General features: G+C 61.1%; 22 protein-coding genes and 1 riboswitch. Of the genes, 4 read left to right on the top strand and 18 right to left on the bottom strand.

Going from position 1 to position 19,588, the window contains the following annotated elements; translation table 11 throughout:
* The first annotated feature begins 256 nt into the window (after positions 1-256).
* Entirely contained in the window at positions 257-739 is a 483-nt protein-coding gene (locus B7L09_RS26480) for a hypothetical protein (RefSeq protein ID WP_094471340.1), read from the top strand.
* Between the two features lie 147 nt (positions 740-886).
* On the top strand, positions 887-2,158 hold the full coding sequence (locus B7L09_RS26475) for an OmpP1/FadL family transporter (protein WP_094471339.1): 1,272 nt from the start codon (positions 887-889) through the stop codon (positions 2,156-2,158).
* Between the two features lie 89 nt (positions 2,159-2,247).
* On the opposite strand, the gene B7L09_RS26470 is transcribed toward B7L09_RS26475, so the two are convergent.
* From B7L09_RS26470 to cobO, 14 genes are all read right to left on the bottom strand, one after another.
* Positions 2,248-2,799, bottom strand: a complete 552-nt coding sequence (locus tag B7L09_RS26470) for a glutathione peroxidase (protein ID WP_094471338.1) — start codon at positions 2,797-2,799, stop codon at positions 2,248-2,250.
* Positions 2,800-2,854: 55 nt separating this feature from the next.
* Positions 2,855-2,977, bottom strand: a complete 123-nt coding sequence (locus B7L09_RS32505; RefSeq protein WP_255142658.1) for a hypothetical protein — start codon at positions 2,975-2,977, stop codon at positions 2,855-2,857.
* Positions 2,974-4,182: an MFS transporter gene (locus B7L09_RS26465; protein ID WP_094471337.1), complete on the bottom strand. Its 1,209-nt coding sequence runs from the start codon at positions 4,180-4,182 to the stop codon at positions 2,974-2,976. Before B7L09_RS26465 ends, B7L09_RS32505 begins: the two co-directional genes overlap by 4 nt.
* A gap of 52 nt (positions 4,183-4,234) precedes the next feature.
* On the bottom strand, positions 4,235-4,639 hold the full coding sequence (locus B7L09_RS26460; RefSeq protein WP_094471336.1) for a MarR family winged helix-turn-helix transcriptional regulator: 405 nt from the start codon (positions 4,637-4,639) through the stop codon (positions 4,235-4,237).
* 202 nt (positions 4,640-4,841) lie between these two features.
* Complete coding sequence (locus B7L09_RS26455; RefSeq protein ID WP_094471335.1) at positions 4,842-5,573, bottom strand: adenosylcobinamide-GDP ribazoletransferase; 732 nt, start codon at positions 5,571-5,573, stop codon at positions 4,842-4,844.
* A gap of 2 nt (positions 5,574-5,575) precedes the next feature.
* A complete protein-coding gene (gene cobC, locus B7L09_RS26450) occupies positions 5,576-6,151 on the bottom strand; it encodes an alpha-ribazole phosphatase family protein (protein WP_094471334.1) in 576 nt (191 codons plus the stop codon).
* Entirely contained in the window at positions 6,148-7,203 is a 1,056-nt protein-coding gene (gene cobT / locus B7L09_RS26445; protein WP_094471333.1) for a nicotinate-nucleotide--dimethylbenzimidazole phosphoribosyltransferase, read from the bottom strand. Before cobT ends, cobC begins: the two co-directional genes overlap by 4 nt.
* Positions 7,200-7,721 carry a bifunctional adenosylcobinamide kinase/adenosylcobinamide-phosphate guanylyltransferase gene (cobU, locus tag B7L09_RS26440; RefSeq protein ID WP_094471342.1) on the bottom strand — a complete coding sequence of 174 codons (522 nt, stop codon included), beginning with the start codon at positions 7,719-7,721 and terminating at the stop codon, positions 7,200-7,202. Before cobU ends, cobT begins: the two co-directional genes overlap by 4 nt.
* Positions 7,722-7,848: 127 nt before the next feature.
* Positions 7,849-9,300, bottom strand: coding sequence for a cobyric acid synthase (locus B7L09_RS26435; RefSeq protein WP_094471332.1), 1,452 nt, complete (start codon positions 9,298-9,300; stop codon positions 7,849-7,851).
* Positions 9,297-10,289, bottom strand: a complete 993-nt coding sequence (gene cobD / locus B7L09_RS26430; protein WP_094471331.1) for a threonine-phosphate decarboxylase CobD — start codon at positions 10,287-10,289, stop codon at positions 9,297-9,299. Before cobD ends, B7L09_RS26435 begins: the two co-directional genes overlap by 4 nt.
* Positions 10,282-11,190 (bottom strand): adenosylcobinamide-phosphate synthase CbiB, encoded by a 909-nt coding sequence (cbiB, locus tag B7L09_RS26425; protein ID WP_094471330.1) that lies wholly within the window; start codon positions 11,188-11,190, stop codon positions 10,282-10,284. Before cbiB ends, cobD begins: the two co-directional genes overlap by 8 nt.
* The gene (gene bluB / locus B7L09_RS26420) at positions 11,187-11,837 is read right to left on the bottom strand and encodes a 5,6-dimethylbenzimidazole synthase (protein ID WP_094471329.1); all 651 of its coding nucleotides are present in this window, start codon (positions 11,835-11,837) and stop codon (positions 11,187-11,189) included. Before bluB ends, cbiB begins: the two co-directional genes overlap by 4 nt.
* Positions 11,834-13,234: a cobyrinic acid a,c-diamide synthase CobB gene (locus B7L09_RS26415; RefSeq protein WP_094471328.1), complete on the bottom strand. Its 1,401-nt coding sequence runs from the start codon at positions 13,232-13,234 to the stop codon at positions 11,834-11,836. The genes bluB and B7L09_RS26415 overlap by 4 nt, the downstream gene beginning before the upstream one ends.
* Positions 13,235-13,244: 10 nt before the next feature.
* Positions 13,245-13,856 carry a cob(I)yrinic acid a,c-diamide adenosyltransferase gene (gene cobO, locus B7L09_RS26410; RefSeq protein ID WP_094471327.1) on the bottom strand — a complete coding sequence of 204 codons (612 nt, stop codon included), beginning with the start codon at positions 13,854-13,856 and terminating at the stop codon, positions 13,245-13,247.
* Between the two features lie 81 nt (positions 13,857-13,937).
* Positions 13,938-14,168, bottom strand: a riboswitch (cobalamin riboswitch).
* Between the two features lie 155 nt (positions 14,169-14,323).
* On the opposite strand from cobO, the gene B7L09_RS26405 reads away from it, so the two are divergent.
* The gene (locus B7L09_RS26405) at positions 14,324-14,908 is read left to right on the top strand and encodes a hypothetical protein (protein WP_094471326.1); all 585 of its coding nucleotides are present in this window, start codon (positions 14,324-14,326) and stop codon (positions 14,906-14,908) included.
* Between the two features lie 67 nt (positions 14,909-14,975).
* Positions 14,976-16,289 carry a PQQ-dependent sugar dehydrogenase gene (locus B7L09_RS26400; protein WP_094471325.1) on the top strand — a complete coding sequence of 438 codons (1,314 nt, stop codon included), beginning with the start codon at positions 14,976-14,978 and terminating at the stop codon, positions 16,287-16,289.
* 107 nt (positions 16,290-16,396) lie between these two features.
* Here B7L09_RS26400 and B7L09_RS26395 read toward each other — a convergent pair whose 3' ends face one another.
* The 4 genes from B7L09_RS26395 to hda all read right to left on the bottom strand — a co-directional run bounded on the left by B7L09_RS26395 (position 16,397) and on the right by hda (position 19,372).
* A complete protein-coding gene (locus B7L09_RS26395) occupies positions 16,397-17,050 on the bottom strand; it encodes an O-methyltransferase (RefSeq protein ID WP_094471324.1) in 654 nt (217 codons plus the stop codon).
* 22 nt (positions 17,051-17,072) lie between these two features.
* Positions 17,073-17,609 (bottom strand): C40 family peptidase, encoded by a 537-nt coding sequence (locus tag B7L09_RS26390; protein WP_094471323.1) that lies wholly within the window; start codon positions 17,607-17,609, stop codon positions 17,073-17,075.
* A 219-nt stretch (positions 17,610-17,828) separates the two neighbouring features.
* On the bottom strand, positions 17,829-18,455 hold the full coding sequence (locus B7L09_RS26385; RefSeq protein ID WP_094471322.1) for a C40 family peptidase: 627 nt from the start codon (positions 18,453-18,455) through the stop codon (positions 17,829-17,831).
* A 212-nt stretch (positions 18,456-18,667) separates the two neighbouring features.
* Positions 18,668-19,372 carry a DnaA regulatory inactivator Hda gene (gene hda / locus B7L09_RS26380; RefSeq protein ID WP_094471321.1) on the bottom strand — a complete coding sequence of 235 codons (705 nt, stop codon included), beginning with the start codon at positions 19,370-19,372 and terminating at the stop codon, positions 18,668-18,670.
* Positions 19,373-19,588 lie beyond the last annotated feature (216 nt).

Below are 19,588 nucleotides of genomic sequence, written 5' to 3'. Positions count from 1 at the left end.
CNCAAAAGCCCTGCTCAAAAAGCGGGGCTTTTTATTGCCCGATATTTCTCATTGCGCAGCCTTCCACTAATTACTAACCGATATAACGGTTATAACTCGCAGCCAGAAATATTTTAAAAACAGGCCTTTACAGCGTGAATATGACACTACACTTCAACTCAAGCGGCATGATCCGCTTGCGACGAGCCTGAGTCGATTCACCTGCTGCCAACGCTCCCTTCAGGTTTCGCCGCCCATTTCATGTTTCGAGGGCTTTATGGGTATCGCTGCCAGCGAACTGTGCCGTTATGTGATCCGTCCGACATTGATTTACCTCGGCCGCCATNNCNCNACCGCCGAATCCCTGCTGCTGGGGATTGCCGCCAGCCAATCGGCCCTTGGTTCCGCCCTGCATGACCGCCGTGGACACGGCCTGTACCGAATTGCCGAACCGCGCCACCAGGCGCTCTGGGATCACTACCTGGCATTGGACCCGGAGCGCGCGAGCCTGGTGCGCGGCCTCGCCAGCCAGCATGCATTTCTGAGTGCACCCCACCTGGAATTGACCGTCAACCTGCGTTACGCCACTGCCATCGCCTGGCTGCTGGTAGAAGAACAGAACACTCCCCTCCCCGCCGCGGATGACTTGTTGGGAATGGCCCGAATCTGGCGCCAGACTTTTCAGCCTCAAGGACGTCTGCGCGATTTCACCTACGCTTGGCAAACCTGTGTTTCACCCCTGAATCAGGTCGCTTGCTGACCCGCCGGTTTCCAAAGATCCTGCAACGGGTCGCGAATCTGGTCGGATTGTCCTACAAAACCGCTCTAACTCAAGCCATACAGCCTATAGCGCTAACTTAAAATTGTTGATACTTTCCGCAGCGGTGATCACCACGGAGTTCTAATAATGAAAAAAGTAATGCTCAAAACCACCATTAGCCTCGCCGTTGCCATGGCATCCACCCAGATCTTCGCAAGTGGCTTTGCCCTCAACGAACAAAGCATCAGCGGGATGGGGACAGGTTTTGCCGGGCGATCTTCTGCTGCCGACGACGCATCCACCATTGCTGGCAACCCTGCCGGCATGTCTCGCATCAAGCGCGAACAAGTGACCGGCGGTGTTGCATTCATCGACGCGCACACTGACATCAGTGACGCCAGCTCTCGTCCAAATGGCGGTACCAACAAAGGTGACATGGTCCCTTTCATGGGCGTACCGATGGGCTACTACGTCAAGCCAATCGACGACCACTGGGCATTCGGTATCGGTGTGTACGCTCCGTTCGGCCTGGTGACCGATTACGAGAACGGCTTCGCCGGCCGTTACTTCGGCAGCAAGAGCGAAGTCAAGATCGTCACCCTGCAACCGACTGTCAGCTACGCCTTCAACGACAAGGTCTCCATCGGTTTCGGCCCGACCATCAACCGTATCGACGGCACCCTGGAATCGAACCTGTCGATTACCCAGGCCGCACCGGACGGCAAGGTCAAGATCAAGGGTGATGACACCGCACTGGGCTACAACATCGGCGTCCTGGTGCAAGCCACCGACAGCACTCGTGTCGGCCTGACCTACCACTCGAAAGTGAAGTACAAGCTCGAGGGTGACACCAAGGTCAACTACAACGTGCTCGCCGCTGTGGGCCAGAATCCAAGCCAGAAGTACGACGCCTCGCTGGACCTGACCACGCCTGAATCGGTGGATTTCTCGGTCACTCACCAGCTGGACGACCAGTGGACGCTGTACGCAGGCAGCACCTGGACTCGCTGGAGCCGCCTGAAAGAAATCACCGTCGATAACAAGGGGGTTCCGGCCATCCTGAACGGTCAGTTCGGCACCATCACCGAAGAACAGAACTGGCACGACACCTGGGCTCACGCCATCGGCGCGTCCTACCAGCTGAACAAGCAATGGGTGCTGCGTACCGGCCTGTCCATTGACCAGGCACCGACCAACAACGCCGACCGCTCCCCACGCATCCCGACTGGCGATCGCAAGATTTTCAGCGTGGGCGCTGGCTGGAGCCCGACCGACGACCTGACCATCGACGTAGCGTACTCGTACCTGCGCGAAGAGTCGGTCAAGGTCAACAACAGCAACGACCGTGGCCAGAACTACAGCGCCAAGTATGAAAACTATGCGAACGGTTTCGGTGTTGGTGCAACCTACCGCTTCTGATGATTCACGGCGCGCCTGAAACGCTCGCCAGCTGAATCACAAAAGCCCCGCTCTCTTGCACAGAGGCGGGGCTTTTTCATGGGCGTCAATCAGGGTTGCGAGGCCAGGGCTTTTTCCACCGCAGCGATGAACTCGGGATCGTCGGGCTTGGTCAGGCTGGAGAAATTGGCAATCACCATACCCTTGCGATCGACCACGTACTTATAGAAATTCCACTTCGGCGCGCTGGTCTGTTTGGCGAGGATTTTGAACAGGTGAGTCGCGTCATCGCCACGGACTTTCTGCGGCTCAGTCATGGTGAACGTCACGCCATAGTTCACGTAGCAGACCTTGGCGGTCTCAGCGCCGTCCTTTGACTCCTGCTTGAAGTCATTGGACGGAACGCCGATCACCTCCAGCCCCTGATCCTTGTAACGCTGATTCAGCGCCTCAAGGCTTTTGAACTGTGGGGCAAAGCCACAGAAGCTTGCCGTATTGACCACCACCAGCGGTTTACCCTCAAACCGCTGGCACAGGTCGATGGTTTCCTTGGCGCGCAGCTTGGGCAACGAGCCCTGCAACAGCTCCGGGCACTCGGCCGCTTGTGCCAATCCGGTAAACGCCATCAGCAACGCGGGGACTGCAATCCAGCGCATCAGCATGTCGGTGCATCCTTGATTAATGGTCACAAACGAAGTTACTCGCCCTCGCCTGTTCCTAGCAAGCGCCCATACCCAACTGCATCAGCGCCAATCCGCCCTGATGCCAGCCCCACCAGGCCAGGGCCAGCAGCAAGGCGCCGACAGCGACCACCGCTATCCGCGGCCACAGACGGTTCATATCGCACTCAACCGGGTTTGCAGGCGCGCCACCGGCTGCTCACGCACCGGCCAGTTCAGGGCGGCGGCCAACAGGCTCAAGAGGATTGCCACTTGCCAGATCAAGTCATAGCTCCCGGTTTTGTCATACACCACCCCGCCCAACCAGCCGCCGAGGAACGAACCGAGCTGGTGAAAGAGGAAAACAATCCCACCGAGCATGGACAGGTTTCGCACACCAAACAAGGTCGCCACTGTGCCGTTGGTCAACGGCACCGTCGACAGCCAGAGGAAGCCCATGGCCATGCCGAACAGGTAAGCCGTGACTTCAGTGACCGGCGCCCACAGAAACAACACGATCACCACCGCGCGCAACAGGTACAGGCCGGTCAGCAAGCGCGGCTTGGACATGCGCCCGCCGAGCCATCCTGCGGTGTACGTGCCGAAAATATTGAACAGCCCGATCAGCGCCAGCACCGTAGTGCCCACTGTGGCCGGAAGGTGCTGATCCACCAGATACGCCGGCAGGTGCACACCGATAAACACCACCTGAAAACCGCAGACGAAAAAGCCGAACGCCAGCAGCCAGAACCCCGAATGAGAGCAAGCTTCATGCAGCGCTTCAGAGAGGGTTTGTTCATGGCCGAGCACTGGCAGCGGCTTGTCCTTGAGCATGCTCACCAGCGGGATAATCAGCGCCACCAGAAGGCCCAGGACCAGCAATGCCGCGGACCAACCCAGCCAGCCGATCAACCCCAAGGTGCCCGGCACCATGGCGAACTGACCGAAGGAACCTGCAGCGCTNGCGATGCCCATGCCCATGCTGCGTTTCTCCGGCGGCACGGCGCGACCGACCACGCCAAGGATCACCGAGAACGAAGTGCCCGACAGGCCGATGCCGATCAACAGGCCCGCACTCAGGGACAAGGTCACCGCCGAGTCGGACAAGCCCATGCACACCAGGCCCAAGGCGTACAGAACACCGCCGACCAACACCACTTTCGCCGCGCCAAAGCGGTCGGCCAGCGCGCCGGTAAACGGCTGTGCCAGGCCCCAGATCAGGTTCTGCAGGGCGATGGCAAAAGCGAACGTCTCACGCCCCCAGCCGAATTCGGTACTCATCGGTGCCAGGAACAGCCCGAAGCCGTGTCGCACGCCCAAAGACAATGCCAGGATCAGCGCACTCCCCACCAACACCCAACCGCACGTACGCCACATCGAGGTCATTCTTATTCTCCGGTAGCGGGTATATACCCGCTTAAGATCGGAAAAACCGGCATCACGCCAGTTCGTCCAGCAGTCGCAACAAGGTTTCGCGTTTTTCGGCGCCCAGACGATCAATCAACCGCTGCTGCGCCGCTTCCCAGGCGGGCAAGGCCGCTGCGAGGCGATCGGCACCCGCCTCGGTCAGGCGGACAATGCGGTTACGCATGTCCTCGCCCTCGACCAGCGCCACCAGGCCCTCACCTTCCAGCACCCGAAGATTGCGCCCCAGGGTGCTGCGATCCAGCCCCATGGCTTCGGCCAGGCTGGAAATGCTCGGTTGGTCGAGGCGCTGCAAGTTGCACAGCAAGGAATACTGGGCGACGTTGATCCCGAAGCCGTCGAGAGCGCCGTCGTAATGCCTGCTGACGCCACGGGCGGCGCGTCGCAGGTTGGTGCATAAACATTGAGAGTCGAGCATGGTGCGTGTATATACCCGCGAGTGTGTTAAATCAAGTTACAGAAGGGTTCATTCATGAATTTCGAGGTGTTTGGCCAACCGCAATCGCGAGCAAGCTCGCTCCCACAGTGGATCTTCAGTGGATGTTGAATTTATGTTCGACGCCATCAATGTGGGAGCGAGCTTGCTCGCGATGAGGCCGGCACATCCTGCCCACAAACCATCAGACCAACGCCAACCCCACCAACACCACCATCTCCAGCAACTCCAGCAACGCCCCGGCCGTATCCCCCGTTGTCCCACCCAATCGCCGCAGCATCACTTGCCGCAACCAAATGAACATCCCTCCCGCCAGCACCAGCGCCCAGAGACCGCCGACTCCAGCGATCAACACGCAAACCAACGCACTGACCGCCAACACCTGCTGACCCGCCGAACGCGGCAAATGATCCGCCAGCGCCTGCCCCAACCCGCCGGCACGCACATATGGCGTGGTCAGGAACAATCCCAGCATCGCGCTGCGGCCAATCAGCGGAACAATGATCAGCACAACGCTGTGCTGCTGCTCGATCAGCGCCAGCAACGCGGCAAATTTGAGCAGCAACACCAACACCAGCGTCACCACCGCGATCGGTCCGCTGCGCGGGTCTTTCATGATGGTCAGCGTACGCTCGCGGTCACCAAAACCACCGAGCCATGCATCGGCGCTATCGGCCAGACCGTCCAGGTGCAACGCGCCGCTGAGCAATACCCAAGCGGTCAGCAGCAACGCGGCGTGAAGCAACGAAGGCGTGCCCAGTAGCAGCCAGTTCAGTGCCCATAACAGCGCGCCGAACAGCAGCCCGACCAGCGGATAAAACAACAGCGACCGACCCAGTTCCTGAGGTGCGGGCATGCCNGGCAGACGAATCGGCAAACTGCTGAGAAATTGCAGGGCGATCCAGAAGGGCAACATGGTCAGATCGCTTCCTTAAGGAGGACGCCTGACTCGACGCTCAATGAAAACAGCGAGCCATGGCCGACCTCGACATTCAACAACTGCTCACGAGGCAAGCCACGTGCCTGAGCCAGCAACAAACGCATGACGCCGCCATGGCTGATCAGCAAGATCCGTTCACCCGCATACGCCGCGTGCAGACGCGCTACCGCCGCCAGCACCCGCGTTGAGAAATCCTCGACCGGCTCACCTTCCGGCGGCGTAAAGGTATACGGATCGGCCCAGAACAGGCCCAACCCCTCGGCGTCAGTCTCCATCAGCGCCGCCGCGCTCTGCCCTTCCCAGGCGCCGAAGTGCAGTTCTTGCAAATCCTTGTCGAGGTGTACGGGCAGCCCCAACTGTTCGCCGAGTTCATCCGCAAACCGCGCGCAACGTTGCAGCGGCGAGCTGATCAAGCGATCCCACGGCCCCTGCTCCGCCACGGCGGCGCGCATCTGCTCCCAGCCCTTGGCGGTTAACGCATCGTCCAGGCTGCCGCGCAGGCCGCCGCCCAGTTCGGTTTCGCCGTGACGCAGCAGGTCCAGGTGCAACGTCATGCCGGGCGATCTGCCACGGCCGCTTCGGCGAAGGTTGCCATCTGCCCGTGAAGATCGCAGGCCAGACGCAGCAACGGCACGGCCAACGCAGCGCCACTGCCCTCGCCCAGACGCAGCTCCAGATCCAACAGCGGCTCGGCATTGAGGGTTTCCAGCACATGACGATGACCCGGCTCGGCACCGCGATGGCCGAACAGCAGCCACTCACGGCAGTCAGGGTTCAAGCGCACCGCCACCAACGCGGCGACGCTGCAGATAAAGCCGTCCACCAGCACCGCAACACCTTCCTGGGCGCAGGCCAAATACGCACCGACCAGCGCCGCGATCTCAAAACCGCCAAGGTTGAACAGGGTTTGCATCGCATCACCGCGCTGAGCGCCGTGTAATGCCAGGGCACGTTCGATGACCAGGGCTTTGTGGCTGACCCCCGCCGCGTTCAAACCGGTGCCCGGCCCGGCCAGATGCACCACCGGGCAATCGAGCAAGGCACAGGCCAAGGCGCTGGCCGCCGTGGTGTTGCCGATACCCATCTCGCCACCGATAAACAACTGCGCACCATTGGCGACCGCACGTTGCACACTGTCGCGACCGGCCTGCAAGGCGAGTTCGCCCTGGGCAGCCGTCATGGCCGGGCCTTCGACGAAATTGGCGGTGCCCGCGCCGATGTTGAGATGACGCACGCCCGGCAGGTTCAACGACGGCGTCACGGTGCCAAGGTCGACCACTTCCAGCTGCGCGTCCAGCTGTCGCGCCAACACACTGATCGCCGCACCACCGCTGACGAAGTTGTGCAGCATCTGCCCGGTGACTTCCTGAGGGAACGCCGATACGCCTTCTGCAACCACACCATGATCGCCGGCAAAAATGGCAATCCACAGCTGATCGAGACTCGGTTTGACCTGCCCTTGCAGCCCCGCCAATTGCACGGCCACCGATTCCAGTCGGCCGAGTGAGCCGGCGGGCTTGGTCAGCTGCTGTTGACGTGCCTGCGCCTGCTCGACGGCTTGCGCGTCGATCGGCTTGCACGGGTTCAGCCACCAGGATTGAGTCATAACGCAGTTCCTTTCAAAGTCAGGGGCAGGCCGGCAACCGTCAGGACAACACGCTGACACCGCTCGGCCAAGGCTTGATGCAGCCAACCGGCTTCATCCACATAGCGGCGAGTCAATTCGCCCAGCGGCACGACACCCAAACCGGTCTCGTTGCTGACAAAAATGATTTCACCCGGCAATGACGCCAGGCAGTCCAGCAAGGCTTCGCGTTCTGCGTTCAGACGTTCGGCATCGTCGAGCATTAGCAGATTGGTCATCCACAGGGTCAGGCAATCCACCAGCAGACAACGCTCGGCGTGGGCGCTTTCGCGCACTACGCGGGCGAGTTCGATGGGCTCTTCGATCAACGCCCATTCGACCGGACGACGGGCCCGATGATGGGCGACCCGTTCGTTCATTTCACCGTCCAGCGGTTGGCTGGTGGCGATGTAAGTCACTTGGAGTTGACTGTCTAACGCAAGTTTTTCAGCCAGTCGGCTTTTGCCGGAGCGGGCGCCGCCGAGGATCAGTTGCAGCATGGTCATAACCTTCTAATTGGCGGTGTGGCAACAGGCCTCATCGCGAGCAAGCTCGCTCCCACAGGTATCGAGGCTGTTCACAGATTTTTGGAGCGNGCTTGCTCGCGATGAGGCCAGTACAGCCACCTCAAATCCCACAGAGCCCACGCAGCAGCGAGGTATCCAAATGCTTCTCCACCAAATCCGCCAACCGCTCGATATCCCGCTCGCGCAACCCGTGGTAATCCACTTCCTGCACCTCCTGCAAACCCGCCCAGCGTAGCAGCGCACTGCACGCCGCCGGGGATTCAAACAGGCCATGCAGGTAAGTGCCGAAAATCTGCCCGTCAACACTTTGCGCGCCATCGCAGCGACCATCGTCCAGCTGCACCGCGGCGTTTTCCAGCGCTGGCCCGGTGGTCACCCCGGCATGGATTTCATAGCCACTGACCTGCGCATCCTCCAGCGCCAGGCGACCGCGCACATTGCGCAATTGCTTCTCTTCTTCGAGCTGTGTTTTGAACGCCAGCAAACCCAGGCCGGCACTGGAACCCGGCGCGCCTTCGAGGCCCAGCGGATCGTGCACTTGCTCACCGAGCATCTGCAACCCGCCGCAAATCCCCAGCACCTTGCCGCCGTAGCGCAAGTGCCGATTGATGGCCGCGTCCCAGCCATTGGCCCGCAGGTACACGAGGTCGCTGCGCACGCTTTTGGAGCCGGGAAGAATGATCAGGTCGGCCGCAGGTATCGCCTGGCCGGGGCCGATGAATTGCAGGTCGACTTGCGGATGCAGGCGCAGCGGATCGAAATCGGTGTGGTTGCTGATGCGCGGCAGCACCGGCACCAGCACTTTGAGCACGCGCTCAGCCTTGTCGGTCTGGCGCTGATCGATGCCGTCCTCGGCCTCCAGGTGCAGGTCCATCACGTAGGGCAACACGCCCACCACCGGTTTGCCGGTGCGGGCTTCCAGCCAATCCAGGCCGGGTTGCAACAAGGCGATATCGCCGCGAAAACGGTTGATGATGAAGCCCTTGACCCGCGCTTGCTCCGTGGGCGAAAGCAACTCCAGCGTGCCGACCAGGTGGGCAAACACGCCTCCACGATTGATATCGGCAATCAACAGCACCGGGCAATCCACCGCTTCGGCGAAGCCCATGTTGGCAATGTCGCCGGCACGCAGATTGATCTCGGCCGGCGAGCCTGCGCCTTCGACCATGACCACCGGATACGCCGCGCTCAATCGTTCATGGGAAGCCAGCACGGCTTGCATGGCGATGGCTTTGTAGTCGTGATAGGCGACCGCGTTCATGGTCGTGACNGCTCGACCATGGATGATCACCTGCGAGCCGGTGTCACTGTTGGGTTTGAGCAGCACCGGATTCATATCGGTGTGAGGCGCGAGATTGGCCGCCTGGGCTTGCACCGCCTGGGCTCGGCCGATCTCACCGCCCTCGGCAGTCACGGCACTGTTGAGGGCCATGTTCTGTGGCTTGAACGGCACGACGCGCACACCCTGACGCGTGACCCAGCGACACAACGCCGTCACCAGCGTGCTTTTACCGGCGTCGGAAGTGGTGCCCTGCACCATCAACGTTGTCATTGGTTGTCCTTTACGAAGGCTTGAAGCGCTTGCTCAAGACGCCGCCAATCGGCTTCATCCGCCGGCAAGCCGAAACGCACGCTGCTGTTGTGGCTGAACAACCGCAGCAAGATGCCGCGCCGAGCCATGAATTCATGAAGCGCTTCGGCATGCTCGGTCATCAGCCATTGAAAAAAGGCGCAACCACCCTGCGGCTGCAAACCATACTGCCCAAGCAAAAGCGCCAGGCGTTTGCTGGCCTCTTCGCTGCGCGCGCGCTGCCTTGCGTGGCCTTCGGTGTCCAGCAGACAGGCTTGGCCCAACACGCGTGTCGGCCCGCTGACCGCCCACGGGCCCACCTGCTCGGCGAGCAACTTGAGCAACTTGCGCTCGGCCAGCACAAAGCCCAATCGCACACCGGCCAGGCCAAAAAACTTGCCGAAGGAACGCAGCACGATCAGGCCGACCTGATGGGCAAACGGTGCGAGGCTCAACGCCGGCGTGTTGTCCATGAACGCTTCGTCCACCACCAGCCAGCCGCCGCGCGAGGCCAGTCGGGCGTGCCAGTCGAGCAGGCGACTCGGGCTCAGGCTCAAGCCTGTCGGGTTGTTCGGGTTGACCACCACCAACACGTCGAGGCCATCGAGAAAGAAGTCGACTTCCTGCTCCTGCACTTCGCGCACCACGTAACCATTGCTGCGCCATGCGTGCGCGTGTTCGGCGTAACACGGCGACAGCACGCCGACCTTACCGGCCCGACGCAAACGCGGCAGCAACTGGATGGCCATTTGCGAACCGGCCACCGGCAGCACCTGTCCGGTGCCGTAAAAATCGCAAGCGGCCTGCTCCAGACCGTCATCGGTTTCCGGCAAGCGAGCCCAGGCGCGCGACGGAATGTCCGGGATCGGGAATGGCCACGGCGCGAGGCCGCTGGACAGGTCCAGCCAGTCAGCTTCAGCAATGCCGTATTCGAGCGCTGCCTTGCGCAAGCGACCACCGTGCTCAAGCATAGAATTCAGCTCCCGCGCAGAGGATCAGCAGCCATAACCATACGCCGCGCTGCACCAGTTGCCAGCCTCGGTCGATGGAATCGGCATCCGCCGGCACGCCTTCGCCCAGTTGCGGACGCTGATGCAGTTCACCGTGATAGATCGCCGCCCCGCCCAACTCGACGCCGAGCGCACCGGCGCCGGCCGCCATGACGGGCCCGGCGTTGGGGCTGTCCCAGGTTGGGCCCTGGGTGCGCCAGCATTTCAACGCCAGTCGGGTTTTGCCCAGCAGCGCGTAGGTCAACGCCACCAGNCGCGCAGGGATGTAGTTGAGTACATCGTCGATCTTGGCAGCCGCCCAGCCGAAACGCTCAAAGCGTTCGTTGCGATAGCCCCACATGGCGTCGAGGGTGTTACTCAAGCGATACAGCACCACGCCCGGCACACCGGCGACCACAAACCAGAACAGCGCGGCGAATACCGCGTCGCTGCCGTTCTCCAGGACTGATTCAGTGGCGGCGCGGGCCACTTCGGTTTTATCCAGTTCGGCGGTCTGACGGCTGACCAAATAACCCACGCGCTTGCGGGCTTCGTCCAGATCATCACTGCGCAAAGCCTTGGCCACCGGCTCGACGTGCTCACCGAGGCTACGCATGCCGAGGGCGCAATAGAGCGCGAGAATTTCGACAATCCAGCCGACATAAGGCGCCCAGGAAAACGCCGTGGCGAGCAAGGTCAGCGGCACGACCGCGATCACCCACGCGGTGACGCCATGGCTGCGCCAGCCACGGCCTCCGGTATTGAAACGTTGCTCGATGCGCCCGGCGAAATTGCCGAATGCCACCAGCGGATGCCAGCGCCTGGGCTCGCCCAGCAGCGCATCCAGCGCCACCGCAGCGACACTCAATAACGCCACACTCATTGACTCACTCCCCAATAATTTTCATACAGCAACTCACTGAGCGGACGCGCCTGCGCCCACCCTTCGAGTACCAGCATCGGCGCCGGATAGAATTCCTTGACCGGGCCGAGGCAAAGAACCGCCAACGGCTTGGCCCCGGGCGGCAAACCCAACAGGTCCGCCAGCGCTTGCGGCTCGAACAGCGACACCCAGCCCATGCCCAGACCTTCGGCTCGGGAGGCCAGCCAGAGATTCTGGATCGCACAGGACAACGATGCCATGTCCATTTCCGGCAAGGTGCGACGGCCAAAAATGTGGCGCTCGCGATCATCCATCAGCGCTGCCACCAACACTTCGGCGCAGTCATGGATGCCTTCGACCTTGAGTTTCATGAACTCATCGGAACGCTCGCCCAACGCCTCGGCGGTGCGGATGCGTTCTTCTTCCACCAGCTGCTGGATCTTGCCGCGCAGGGCCCGGTCGCTGATGCGGATGAAGCGCCAGGGCTGCATCAGGCCGACGCTGGGGGCCTGATGGGCGGCTTCGAGCAGGCGTCGTAACAACGACGGCTCGACCGTGCCGCCGCTGAAGTGGCGCATGTCGCGACGTTCGGCAATGGCCCGGTACACCGCTTCGCGTTCGGCCTTGCTGAATGCGTTGTCGGTCATGGCCTCTTCGCGAGCAAGCCCGCTCCCACAGTGGACCGCGTTTTTTCAGACAACACATCTTCAACTGTGGGAGCGGGCTTGCTCGCGAAGGCGTCCTCACAGTTGGGCGCAAACAGTGCGGCAACCGCCGAAGGATTCGACGGGAAATAAAAATGCACGTAGGAAGCCGTCATCCGCCCCTGGCGGTACACCGCTTCGGCNCCACGCCCGCCATTCGGACTCAGCCCACGAGCAATCGGCTCAAGTTCGGTGCTGGTCAACGAATGGTGATAGGTGTGCCCACGCAGCGAACCTTCCGGCAACTCAACCGCTTGCAACGCCAACGCGGCCAGACGCTTTTGCATCACCGCATCACCTTTGAGCAAGCCCACCAGTTCAGCGCGAGTGCCTTCGACATCGGTCAATGAATCGAGCAGGTACAACATCCCGCCACACTCGGCCAGCAACGGCTTGCCGGCAGCATGATGGGCGCGGATCGCGTCGAGCATCGGGGTGTTCTGCGACAGCGCCACATGGTGCAGTTCCGGATAACCGCCCGGCAGATAAAGGCTGTCAGCTTCCGGCAAATCAACATCGCGGATCGGCGAGAAGAACAGCAATTCGGCGCCCATGGCCCGCAGCAAATCCAGGCTCGCGCCGTAGGTGAAGGCGAACGCTTCATCACGGGCCACGGCAATTCGGATGCCTTTAAGCAAAGGCTCGGCGGCGATCACGTCGGGTCCGGCGAATTCCACGGCGGGCGGCAGCGCCACATCGCAACTGCTGGCCAGCGATTCGGCCGCCGCATCGAGGCGCAGGTCGAGATCGTTCAACTCGCTGGCCTGGACCAGACCGAGATGCCGACTCGGCAATTCGATCCCGGTTTCCCGCGACAAGGCGCCATACCAGCGCAAGCCTTCAGTCAGGCTGCCTTCGAGCAATTGCGCATGACGCAGCGTGCCCACGCGGTTGGCCAACACGCCAGCGAACGGCAAGTCCGGCTGATAGCGCGCCAGCCCCAAGGCCAGGGCGCCGAAGGTCTGGGCCATGGCGGTGCCGTCGATCACACCGAGCACCGGCACACCGAAGTGCCGCGCCAGGTCGGCACTGGAGGGCGTGCCGTCGAACAGGCCCATCACGCCTTCGATCAGGATCAGGTCCGCCTCGCCCGCCGCTTCCCACAGCAAGCGGCGACTTTCCTGCTCGCCGACCATCCACATGTCCAACTGATACACAGGCGCACCGCTGGCNCGCTCGAGAATCATCGGGTCGAGAAAGTCCGGGCCGCATTTGAACACGCGGACCTTGCGCCCCTGATTGCGGTGCAAACGGGCCAGCGCGGCGGTGACGGTGGTCTTGCCCTGACCGGAGGCCGGCGCGGCAATCAATACCGCTGGGCATTGACGATGGCTATTCATAAAGTGCAGCTCACAACTCGACGCCTTTTTGCGCTTTGATCCCGGCCTGGAACGCGTGCTTGATCACGCCCATTTCGGTGACCGTGTCGGCCAGTTCGATCATCTCTGGTTTGGCGCCGCGACCGGTGACCACCACGTGTTGCATCGGCGGACGCGCCTGCAAATCACTGAGTACCTGATCGAGGTCGAGGTANCCGTGCTTGAGGGCGATGTTCAGTTCGTCCAGCACCACCAGGCCAATGGACGGGTCTTGCAACAATTCGCGGGAAACCGCCCAGGCCGCTTCAGCGGCGGCGATGTCGCGCTGGCGGTCCTGGGTTTCCCAGGTAAAGCCTTCGCCCATCACGTGGAAGCGCACTTGCTCTGGGAAACGGCGGAAGAACAATTCTTCGCCCGTGCTGTGGCGCCCCTTGATGAACTGCACCACGCCGCACTGCATGCCGTGGCCCATGGCACGGGCCAGCATGCCAAATGCCGAACTGCTCTTGCCTTTGCCGTTGCCAGTCAGCACCAGCAGCAGGCCGCACTCATTCGGCGAGTTGGCGATGCGTTCGTCGATNACGGCTTTTTTGCGCAGCATGCGCGCCAGGTGGCGTTCGTCGCGGTCGGGGGAATCAGTCATGGGGCAGCTCTCCGTTGGGGCTGGANAACGGCGGGCAGGCACAAGAATAGACGGCAAGAAGCCTGGCATCGCCCACCGTGATGCCGTTGGATGAATCAGGCCGGTCTCCGGGCTCATGAGCGGCTCGCGCCGGACTGCGCGCCTTCCCATGTCAGTCGACACAGTGGCTCAAGACGCAGTGTTCACTCATTTACCGTTGCGGGGGCAGCGCCGGGATCGTGACGTTTCGTCGCTTGGCGATAGTCACTCACCGGCTTCCCTGTTTCACTCTGTCGGCCATCGCCACAGAGCACCTGAAACAAGCCGCGAAGGTTAGAGGGTTGGGGGTGGAGCGTCAATTGAAGACAAAGCGCGAGCGCTCGATATACTGCCGCCCATCAATTACCTGACGCCCATCTTGCACCACACTGTCAGCAGTGATATCAAAGCGCCACAAACCCAACAACACAATTACAAGGGTGAGCAACATGCAAGGCATGATCATCAGCAATCCGAGGCTGGAATTCCTGCGACCGGTGCTGGAACGCTGGTTTGACTGTATCGACCGCTACAACGCCGTGCGCGGCGATAACGACACGCCATATTGGTACGACGAGAAAGCCAACCTTGGCCTGCTCTCCGCCGCAGCGTGGATGGCGGAAATGGTCACGCTGCAACAAACGCCGACCCGTAAACAGAACGAAGAAGGCGAACGCAACAGCCGCGCCGACCTGTTTATCGCCTCCACTGAAGAGCGCGCCTACCTCCAGACCACGCAACGCTGGCCGCGGGTTAATAACCTGAACCTGACCCAGGCGCTGCAGGACATCACCAGCGACGCCAAACGCATCAGCTATTCCAGCGACCTGAAACTCGGCTGCCTGTTCGTTGCGCCTCAAAAGGCCCAGCAGAGCGCGACGCCGGAAGAACTCCAGGACATGGTCGACGACCTGCAAAAGGAACACAGCTGCGCCGTGGCCTGGTATTTCCCATACGCCTACCGCAAGTTGCGCAACGAAGCCGGCAACTATCACCCCGGCATCGCTGTGCTGCTCAAGGAAGCCCGCGGCTGACCGGTTGAACCATCGCGTGCTTAAGCTTCTCTATGATTAAGACAATGCACTCATAGGGAAGACCAGCATGCGCAAGCCCCAGCTCGTTCTCGTCATCGTGCTCGCCGGAGGGCTCGCCGCCTGTGGCGAAACCTCCAGCCTGCAAGTCTCCGACGGCACCGGCCCGTCACCCAAGCTGCCCGAACCGAACAAGACCCTGATCCCGACGGTGAACATCGCCCCGGCGATCGGCTGGCCGGATGGCGCGAAACCCACCGCTGCGGCGGGCACTCAAGTGGCGGCATTTGCCGAAGGGCTCGATCACCCGCGCTGGCTCTACGTGCTGCCCAACGGCGATGTGCTGGCGGCCGAAACCAACGCGCCACCGAAACCTGATGATGGCAAGGGTATTCGCGGCTGGGTGATGGAGAAGGTCATGGGCCGCGCAGGCGCAGGCGTGCCAAGCCCGAATCGCATCACGNTGCTGCGCGATGCCGACCACGACGGCGTCGCCGAGACCCGCACGGTGTTCCTGGAGAATCTCAATTCACCGTTCGGCATGACCCTGGTCGGCAACGACCTGTACGTCGCCGACACCGACCGCTTGCTGCGCTTTCACTATGAAAATGGCGACACCGCGATCAAGTCGCAGCCGATCAAGGTGGTCGACCTGCCGGGTGGCACGCTGAATCACCACTGGACCAAAAACGTNNTGGCCAGCAAGGACGGTCGCAAGCTGTACGTGAGTGTCGGCTCCAACAGCAACGTGGGCGAGAACGGCCTGAAGGCAGAAGAAGGTCGCGCGGCGATCTGGGAAGTGGATCGCGCCACCGGCAATCACCGGATCTTCGCTTCGGGGATTCGTAATCCAAACGGCCTGGCCTGGGAACCTCAGACCGGCNAGCTGTGGACGGCGGTTAACGAGCGCGACGAGATCGGCAGCGACCTGGTGCCCGACTACATTACCTCGGTCAAGGATGGCGCATTTTACGGCTGGCCCTTCAGCTACTACGGCCAGCATGTGGACGTACGCGTCTCACCGCAAAACCCTGATCTGGTGGCCAAGGCCATTGCGCCGGATTATGCGGTCGGCCCGCATACCGCATCGCTGGGCCTGTCGTTTGCCGAGGGCAACACACTTCCCGCGCAATTCAAGGAAGGCGCCTTCATCGGCCAGCATGGCTCGTGGAACCGCAAGCCGCACAGTGGCTACAAGGTGATTTTCGTCCCGTTCGCGGGAGGCAAGCCGACCGGGCAGCCGGTTGATGTACTGACAGGGTTCCTCAATGACGATGAGAAAGCCATGGGCCGGCCGGTGGGCGTGGTGATTGATCAGCAGGGCGACTTGCTGGTCGCGGATGACGTGGGAAATAAGGTGTGGCGGGTGTCGGCGGCTAAGTAGCCGGCCTCAAAAACAGCGCAAAACCAAATGTGGGNAGCATAGCTAGCAATGATGTTGCCTGACGCACCGCTATCGCGAGCAGGCTCGCTCCCACAAGGGCTTCGCGTTTAGCGTTTACGACAAAGCGTGAGCCCATCACCCAACGGCAACAACGACAGATCCACACGCGCGTCATCCTTCAAGGCGCGATTGAGCGCCTGGATGGCTCGGGTGTCTGCGCTCTCGGGATTCTCCTCAAGCACTCGCCCACTCCACAGCGTGTTATCGAACACCGCCAGCCCGCCGACCCGCAGCAGACGCAGGGCATGCTCCAGATAGTGCGGATAGTTGGACTTGTCGGCATCAATGAAGATCAGGTCGAATTGCCCCGGCTGATCCAGCATGGCGAGCGTTTCCTGCGCGGGCGCCAGACGCAGGTCAATGCGCTCGGCCAGCCCCGCTTCCTGCCAATAACGGCGTGCGATAGCGTTGTAGTCGCCAGGGATATCACAGCAGATCAGCGAACCGCCCTCTGGCAACGCAGCGGCCATGCACAAAGCGCTGTAACCAGTAAAAGTGCCGACTTCCAGCAAGCGCTTGGCGCCAATGAGTTTGACCAGTAACGCGAGGAACTGCCCCTGCTCCGGCGCTACCTGCCAGCGCGCCATGGGCATCGCCTGGGTTTCATCGCGCAAGCGCTTGAGCAGCGGCGTTTCCCTCAGGGAAACGTCGAGCAGGTATTGATACAGGGCATCGTCGAGATTGAGAGTGCGAGCGGTCATGACAACCTCTTCGGACAGGACGCTACGGGTTACGCGCCAGGTGTTCAGGCTGCAGAACGCGCTTGGCGCTCAGATAAGCCTTCTGCCAGTAAGCCTTGGACAGGCTGTCCAGCTTCACCGTGCCGCCAGTGGCCGGCGCATGAACGAAGCGGCCTTCGCCGACGTAGATACCGGCATGGCTGACCTGGGAGCCGCCATTGGTGGCAAAGAAGATCAAGTCACCGGTTTGCAAGCCTTCCTTGCCGACGCTGGCCGCCTGCATGCTGATCATTTCGCGGGTGGTTCGCGGCAGGGAAATACCGGTGACGTCACGGTAGACGTAACCGATCAGGCCGCTGCAATCGAAGCCCGAATCCGGCGTGTTGCCACCCCAACGATACGGCGTGCCCACCAGACCCAGCGCACGGAACAGCACGTCTTCTGCCTCGGGGGAAAAGGGTTGCGGGTTACCGAAAACAATGGGCGCGCGAACCACCGGCGCAGGTGGCGGTGTGCGACTGGCGCAGGCGCTGAGCAGCGCTGCGAAGAACATGATTGCGAGGCGGGCCGACATCGTCATAAGCAGAACATCCTGATCTGGCTGCGGCTTTTTCTGCCGGGAAGACAGAAAAGAAAACCGCCTGCGCAGGACGCAGGCGGTTTGCCATCAATAATAGATCTGGATTCTAGCGGCTATACGCCAAACTTCAAGTAAGACTTTAAGTTCGCCTTACAAACTGTCCGCCTACTTCATTGCGAAGAGGCAGTTGTCACCACCAACGTGGCGACAGATTAAGCCTTATTTGCGTGCAGTGACCACGGTCGGGGCCATCGCGAGAGCGCGCTTGGCTTCGATGAAGGTCTTGCTCCAGTAGCTGTCGCCCAGGCTATCGACCCGGACACCACCGCTTTTTCGGCTGCTGGAGTGGATGAACTGATTGTCACCCAGGTAGATCCCGGCGTGACTGACACGACCGCGACGACCATTGGTGGCGAAGAACAGCAGATCACCCGGCTTCAGCGCGCTGCGAGCAACCAGCGGAGCGTCGACGTTGATCATTTCGCGAGTGGAGCGAGGCAGGTTCATGCCGGCTTCTTCGCGAAACAGGTAGCCGATGAAGCCACTGCAGTCGAAACCGGCTTCAGAGGTACCGCCGAAACGGTAACGGGTACCAATCAGGGACATGCCGCGTTCAAGGATGCTGTCGGCCAGAACTGGAAGCTGGTAAGGCTTGCTGCCGGAGAAGTCTGCCAGTTCCTTATCGGTGGCCAGCTCTTCCTGGAAAAGAACGGAAGAAGACTGCGCTGTAACTGAATTCTTGACCTGCTGTTGTTGCTCTTGCTGAGTCACTGGGGAGTGGGCAGCGCAACCGAACAACAGGGTGACGAGTGCGAGAGGCACGAGGGGTGCGAAGCGATTTAGCATGGGCACGACCGTGGCTGATGTGTAAAGAAGTCGAGACTATGCCCGCTATCATCCTCATTTGCAAATTCAATCGAACTTTATGTGACTTCCCGGTTTCGCGATTACATCTAAGCGCTTAAGCCCCATTTAGACACTCGCGCAGCCTGCAACCCTGTAGGAAAGCGGATTTTCTGGCGCCTGAAACATGTCAAAACCCCCGCCAGGCTTAGGTTTTACCAGCCTAGAGTTTCTTTGAGGAACGGGATCGTCAGCTTGCGCTGAGCTTGAAGGGAGGCCTGATCGAGACGTTCCAGCAAATCGAACAACGCGCTCATGCTGCGGGTGCCGCGCGTGAGAATAAAGTGCCCGACTTCATCGGTCAGGTGCAGGCCGCGACGGGATGCACGTAATTGCAGGGCGCGTAATTTGTCTTCGTCGGAGAGCGGACGCATCTGGAAGATCAGTGCCAGGGTCAGGCGCGATTTCAGGTCAGCCAGTTTCACCGGCAATTCCCGTGGCGAGGTTGATGCAGCAATCAGCAGACGCCGACCGCTGTCGCGCAGACGATTGAACAGATGGAACAGCGCCTCTTCCCAATCCGCCTTGCCGGCAATCGCCTGCAGATCGTCCAGGCAGACCAGTTCGTACTGCTCAAGGTGGTCGAAGATCCCGATGCCACGGTCCAGCAGCTCGGCCAGCGGCAGATACACCGCCGGCTCCCCCAGTTGTTCGAAGCGCAGGCAGGCTGCCTGCAACAAGTGCGTGCGCCCTACCCCGTCCTTGCCCCAGAGATAAATCAGGCTTTCAGTCCACCCGGCGTCGGCTTCGCAGAGCCGCTCGACATAGCCGAGTGCAGCGGCATTGGCGCCTGGGTAGTAATTGATAAAGGTGGCGTCGTCACGCAGACGCACACCCAAGGGCAGCTGAATCGGTTTCATGCTGACTGAACGGCTCCAAACGAACCGTTAGTGGCCTCTGTGTAAAGTTTGCAAAGTTTATACCCGTGACGCCGGTCGCACAATGCGACAGACCACAAGCAAAATCAAAGGTTTGCGTTAACGCCCTGGTTTGATGACAGTTTCTTTGGCGGCGCATGTGACAGCAGTGCGGGGGATACGGGCCGACCTGGCATGCAACCAGGCCGCCCGCCACAG

This window comes from Pseudomonas mandelii (assembly GCF_002251635.1).
Taxonomy (GTDB): domain Bacteria; phylum Pseudomonadota; class Gammaproteobacteria; order Pseudomonadales; family Pseudomonadaceae; genus Aquipseudomonas; species Aquipseudomonas mandelii_B.
This window is presented reverse-complemented; position numbering and strand designations above follow the sequence as displayed.

What these genes read in the sequence shown, in the direction of transcription:
- B7L09_RS26395 (WP_094471324.1), bottom strand. Translation starts at nt 17,050, where the DNA reads ATGACCGCTCGCACTCTCAATCTCGACGATGCCCTGTATCAATACCTG.
- B7L09_RS32505 (WP_255142658.1), bottom strand. Translation starts at nt 2,977, where the DNA reads ATGAACCGTCTGTGGCCGCGGATAGCGGTGGTCGCTGTCGGCGCCTTG.
- B7L09_RS26475 (WP_094471339.1), top strand. Translation starts at nt 887, where the DNA reads ATGAAAAAAGTAATGCTCAAAACCACCATTAGCCTCGCCGTTGCCATG.
- cobD (WP_094471331.1), bottom strand. Translation starts at nt 10,289, where the DNA reads ATGCTTGAGCACGGTGGTCGCTTGCGCAAGGCAGCGCTCGAATACGGC.
- cobC (WP_094471334.1), bottom strand. Translation starts at nt 6,151, where the DNA reads ATGACGTTGCACCTGGACCTGCTGCGTCACGGCGAAACCGAACTGGGC.
- B7L09_RS26470 (WP_094471338.1), bottom strand. Translation starts at nt 2,799, where the DNA reads ATGCTGATGCGCTGGATTGCAGTCCCCGCGTTGCTGATGGCGTTTACC.
- B7L09_RS26385 (WP_094471322.1), bottom strand. Translation starts at nt 18,455, where the DNA reads ATGCTAAATCGCTTCGCACCCCTCGTGCCTCTCGCACTCGTCACCCTG.
- hda (WP_094471321.1), bottom strand. Translation starts at nt 19,372, where the DNA reads ATGAAACCGATTCAGCTGCCCTTGGGTGTGCGTCTGCGTGACGACGCC.
- B7L09_RS26405 (WP_094471326.1), top strand. Translation starts at nt 14,324, where the DNA reads ATGCAAGGCATGATCATCAGCAATCCGAGGCTGGAATTCCTGCGACCG.
- B7L09_RS26390 (WP_094471323.1), bottom strand. Translation starts at nt 17,609, where the DNA reads ATGACGATGTCGGCCCGCCTCGCAATCATGTTCTTCGCAGCGCTGCTC.
- cobT (WP_094471333.1), bottom strand. Translation starts at nt 7,203, where the DNA reads ATGACTCAATCCTGGTGGCTGAACCCGTGCAAGCCGATCGACGCGCAA.
- B7L09_RS26460 (WP_094471336.1), bottom strand. Translation starts at nt 4,639, where the DNA reads ATGCTCGACTCTCAATGTTTATGCACCAACCTGCGACGCGCCGCCCGT.
- cobU (WP_094471342.1), bottom strand. Translation starts at nt 7,721, where the DNA reads ATGCTGCAACTGATCCTCGGCGGCGCCCGCTCCGGCAAAAGCCGACTG.
- bluB (WP_094471329.1), bottom strand. Translation starts at nt 11,837, where the DNA reads ATGACCGACAACGCATTCAGCAAGGCCGAACGCGAAGCGGTGTACCGG.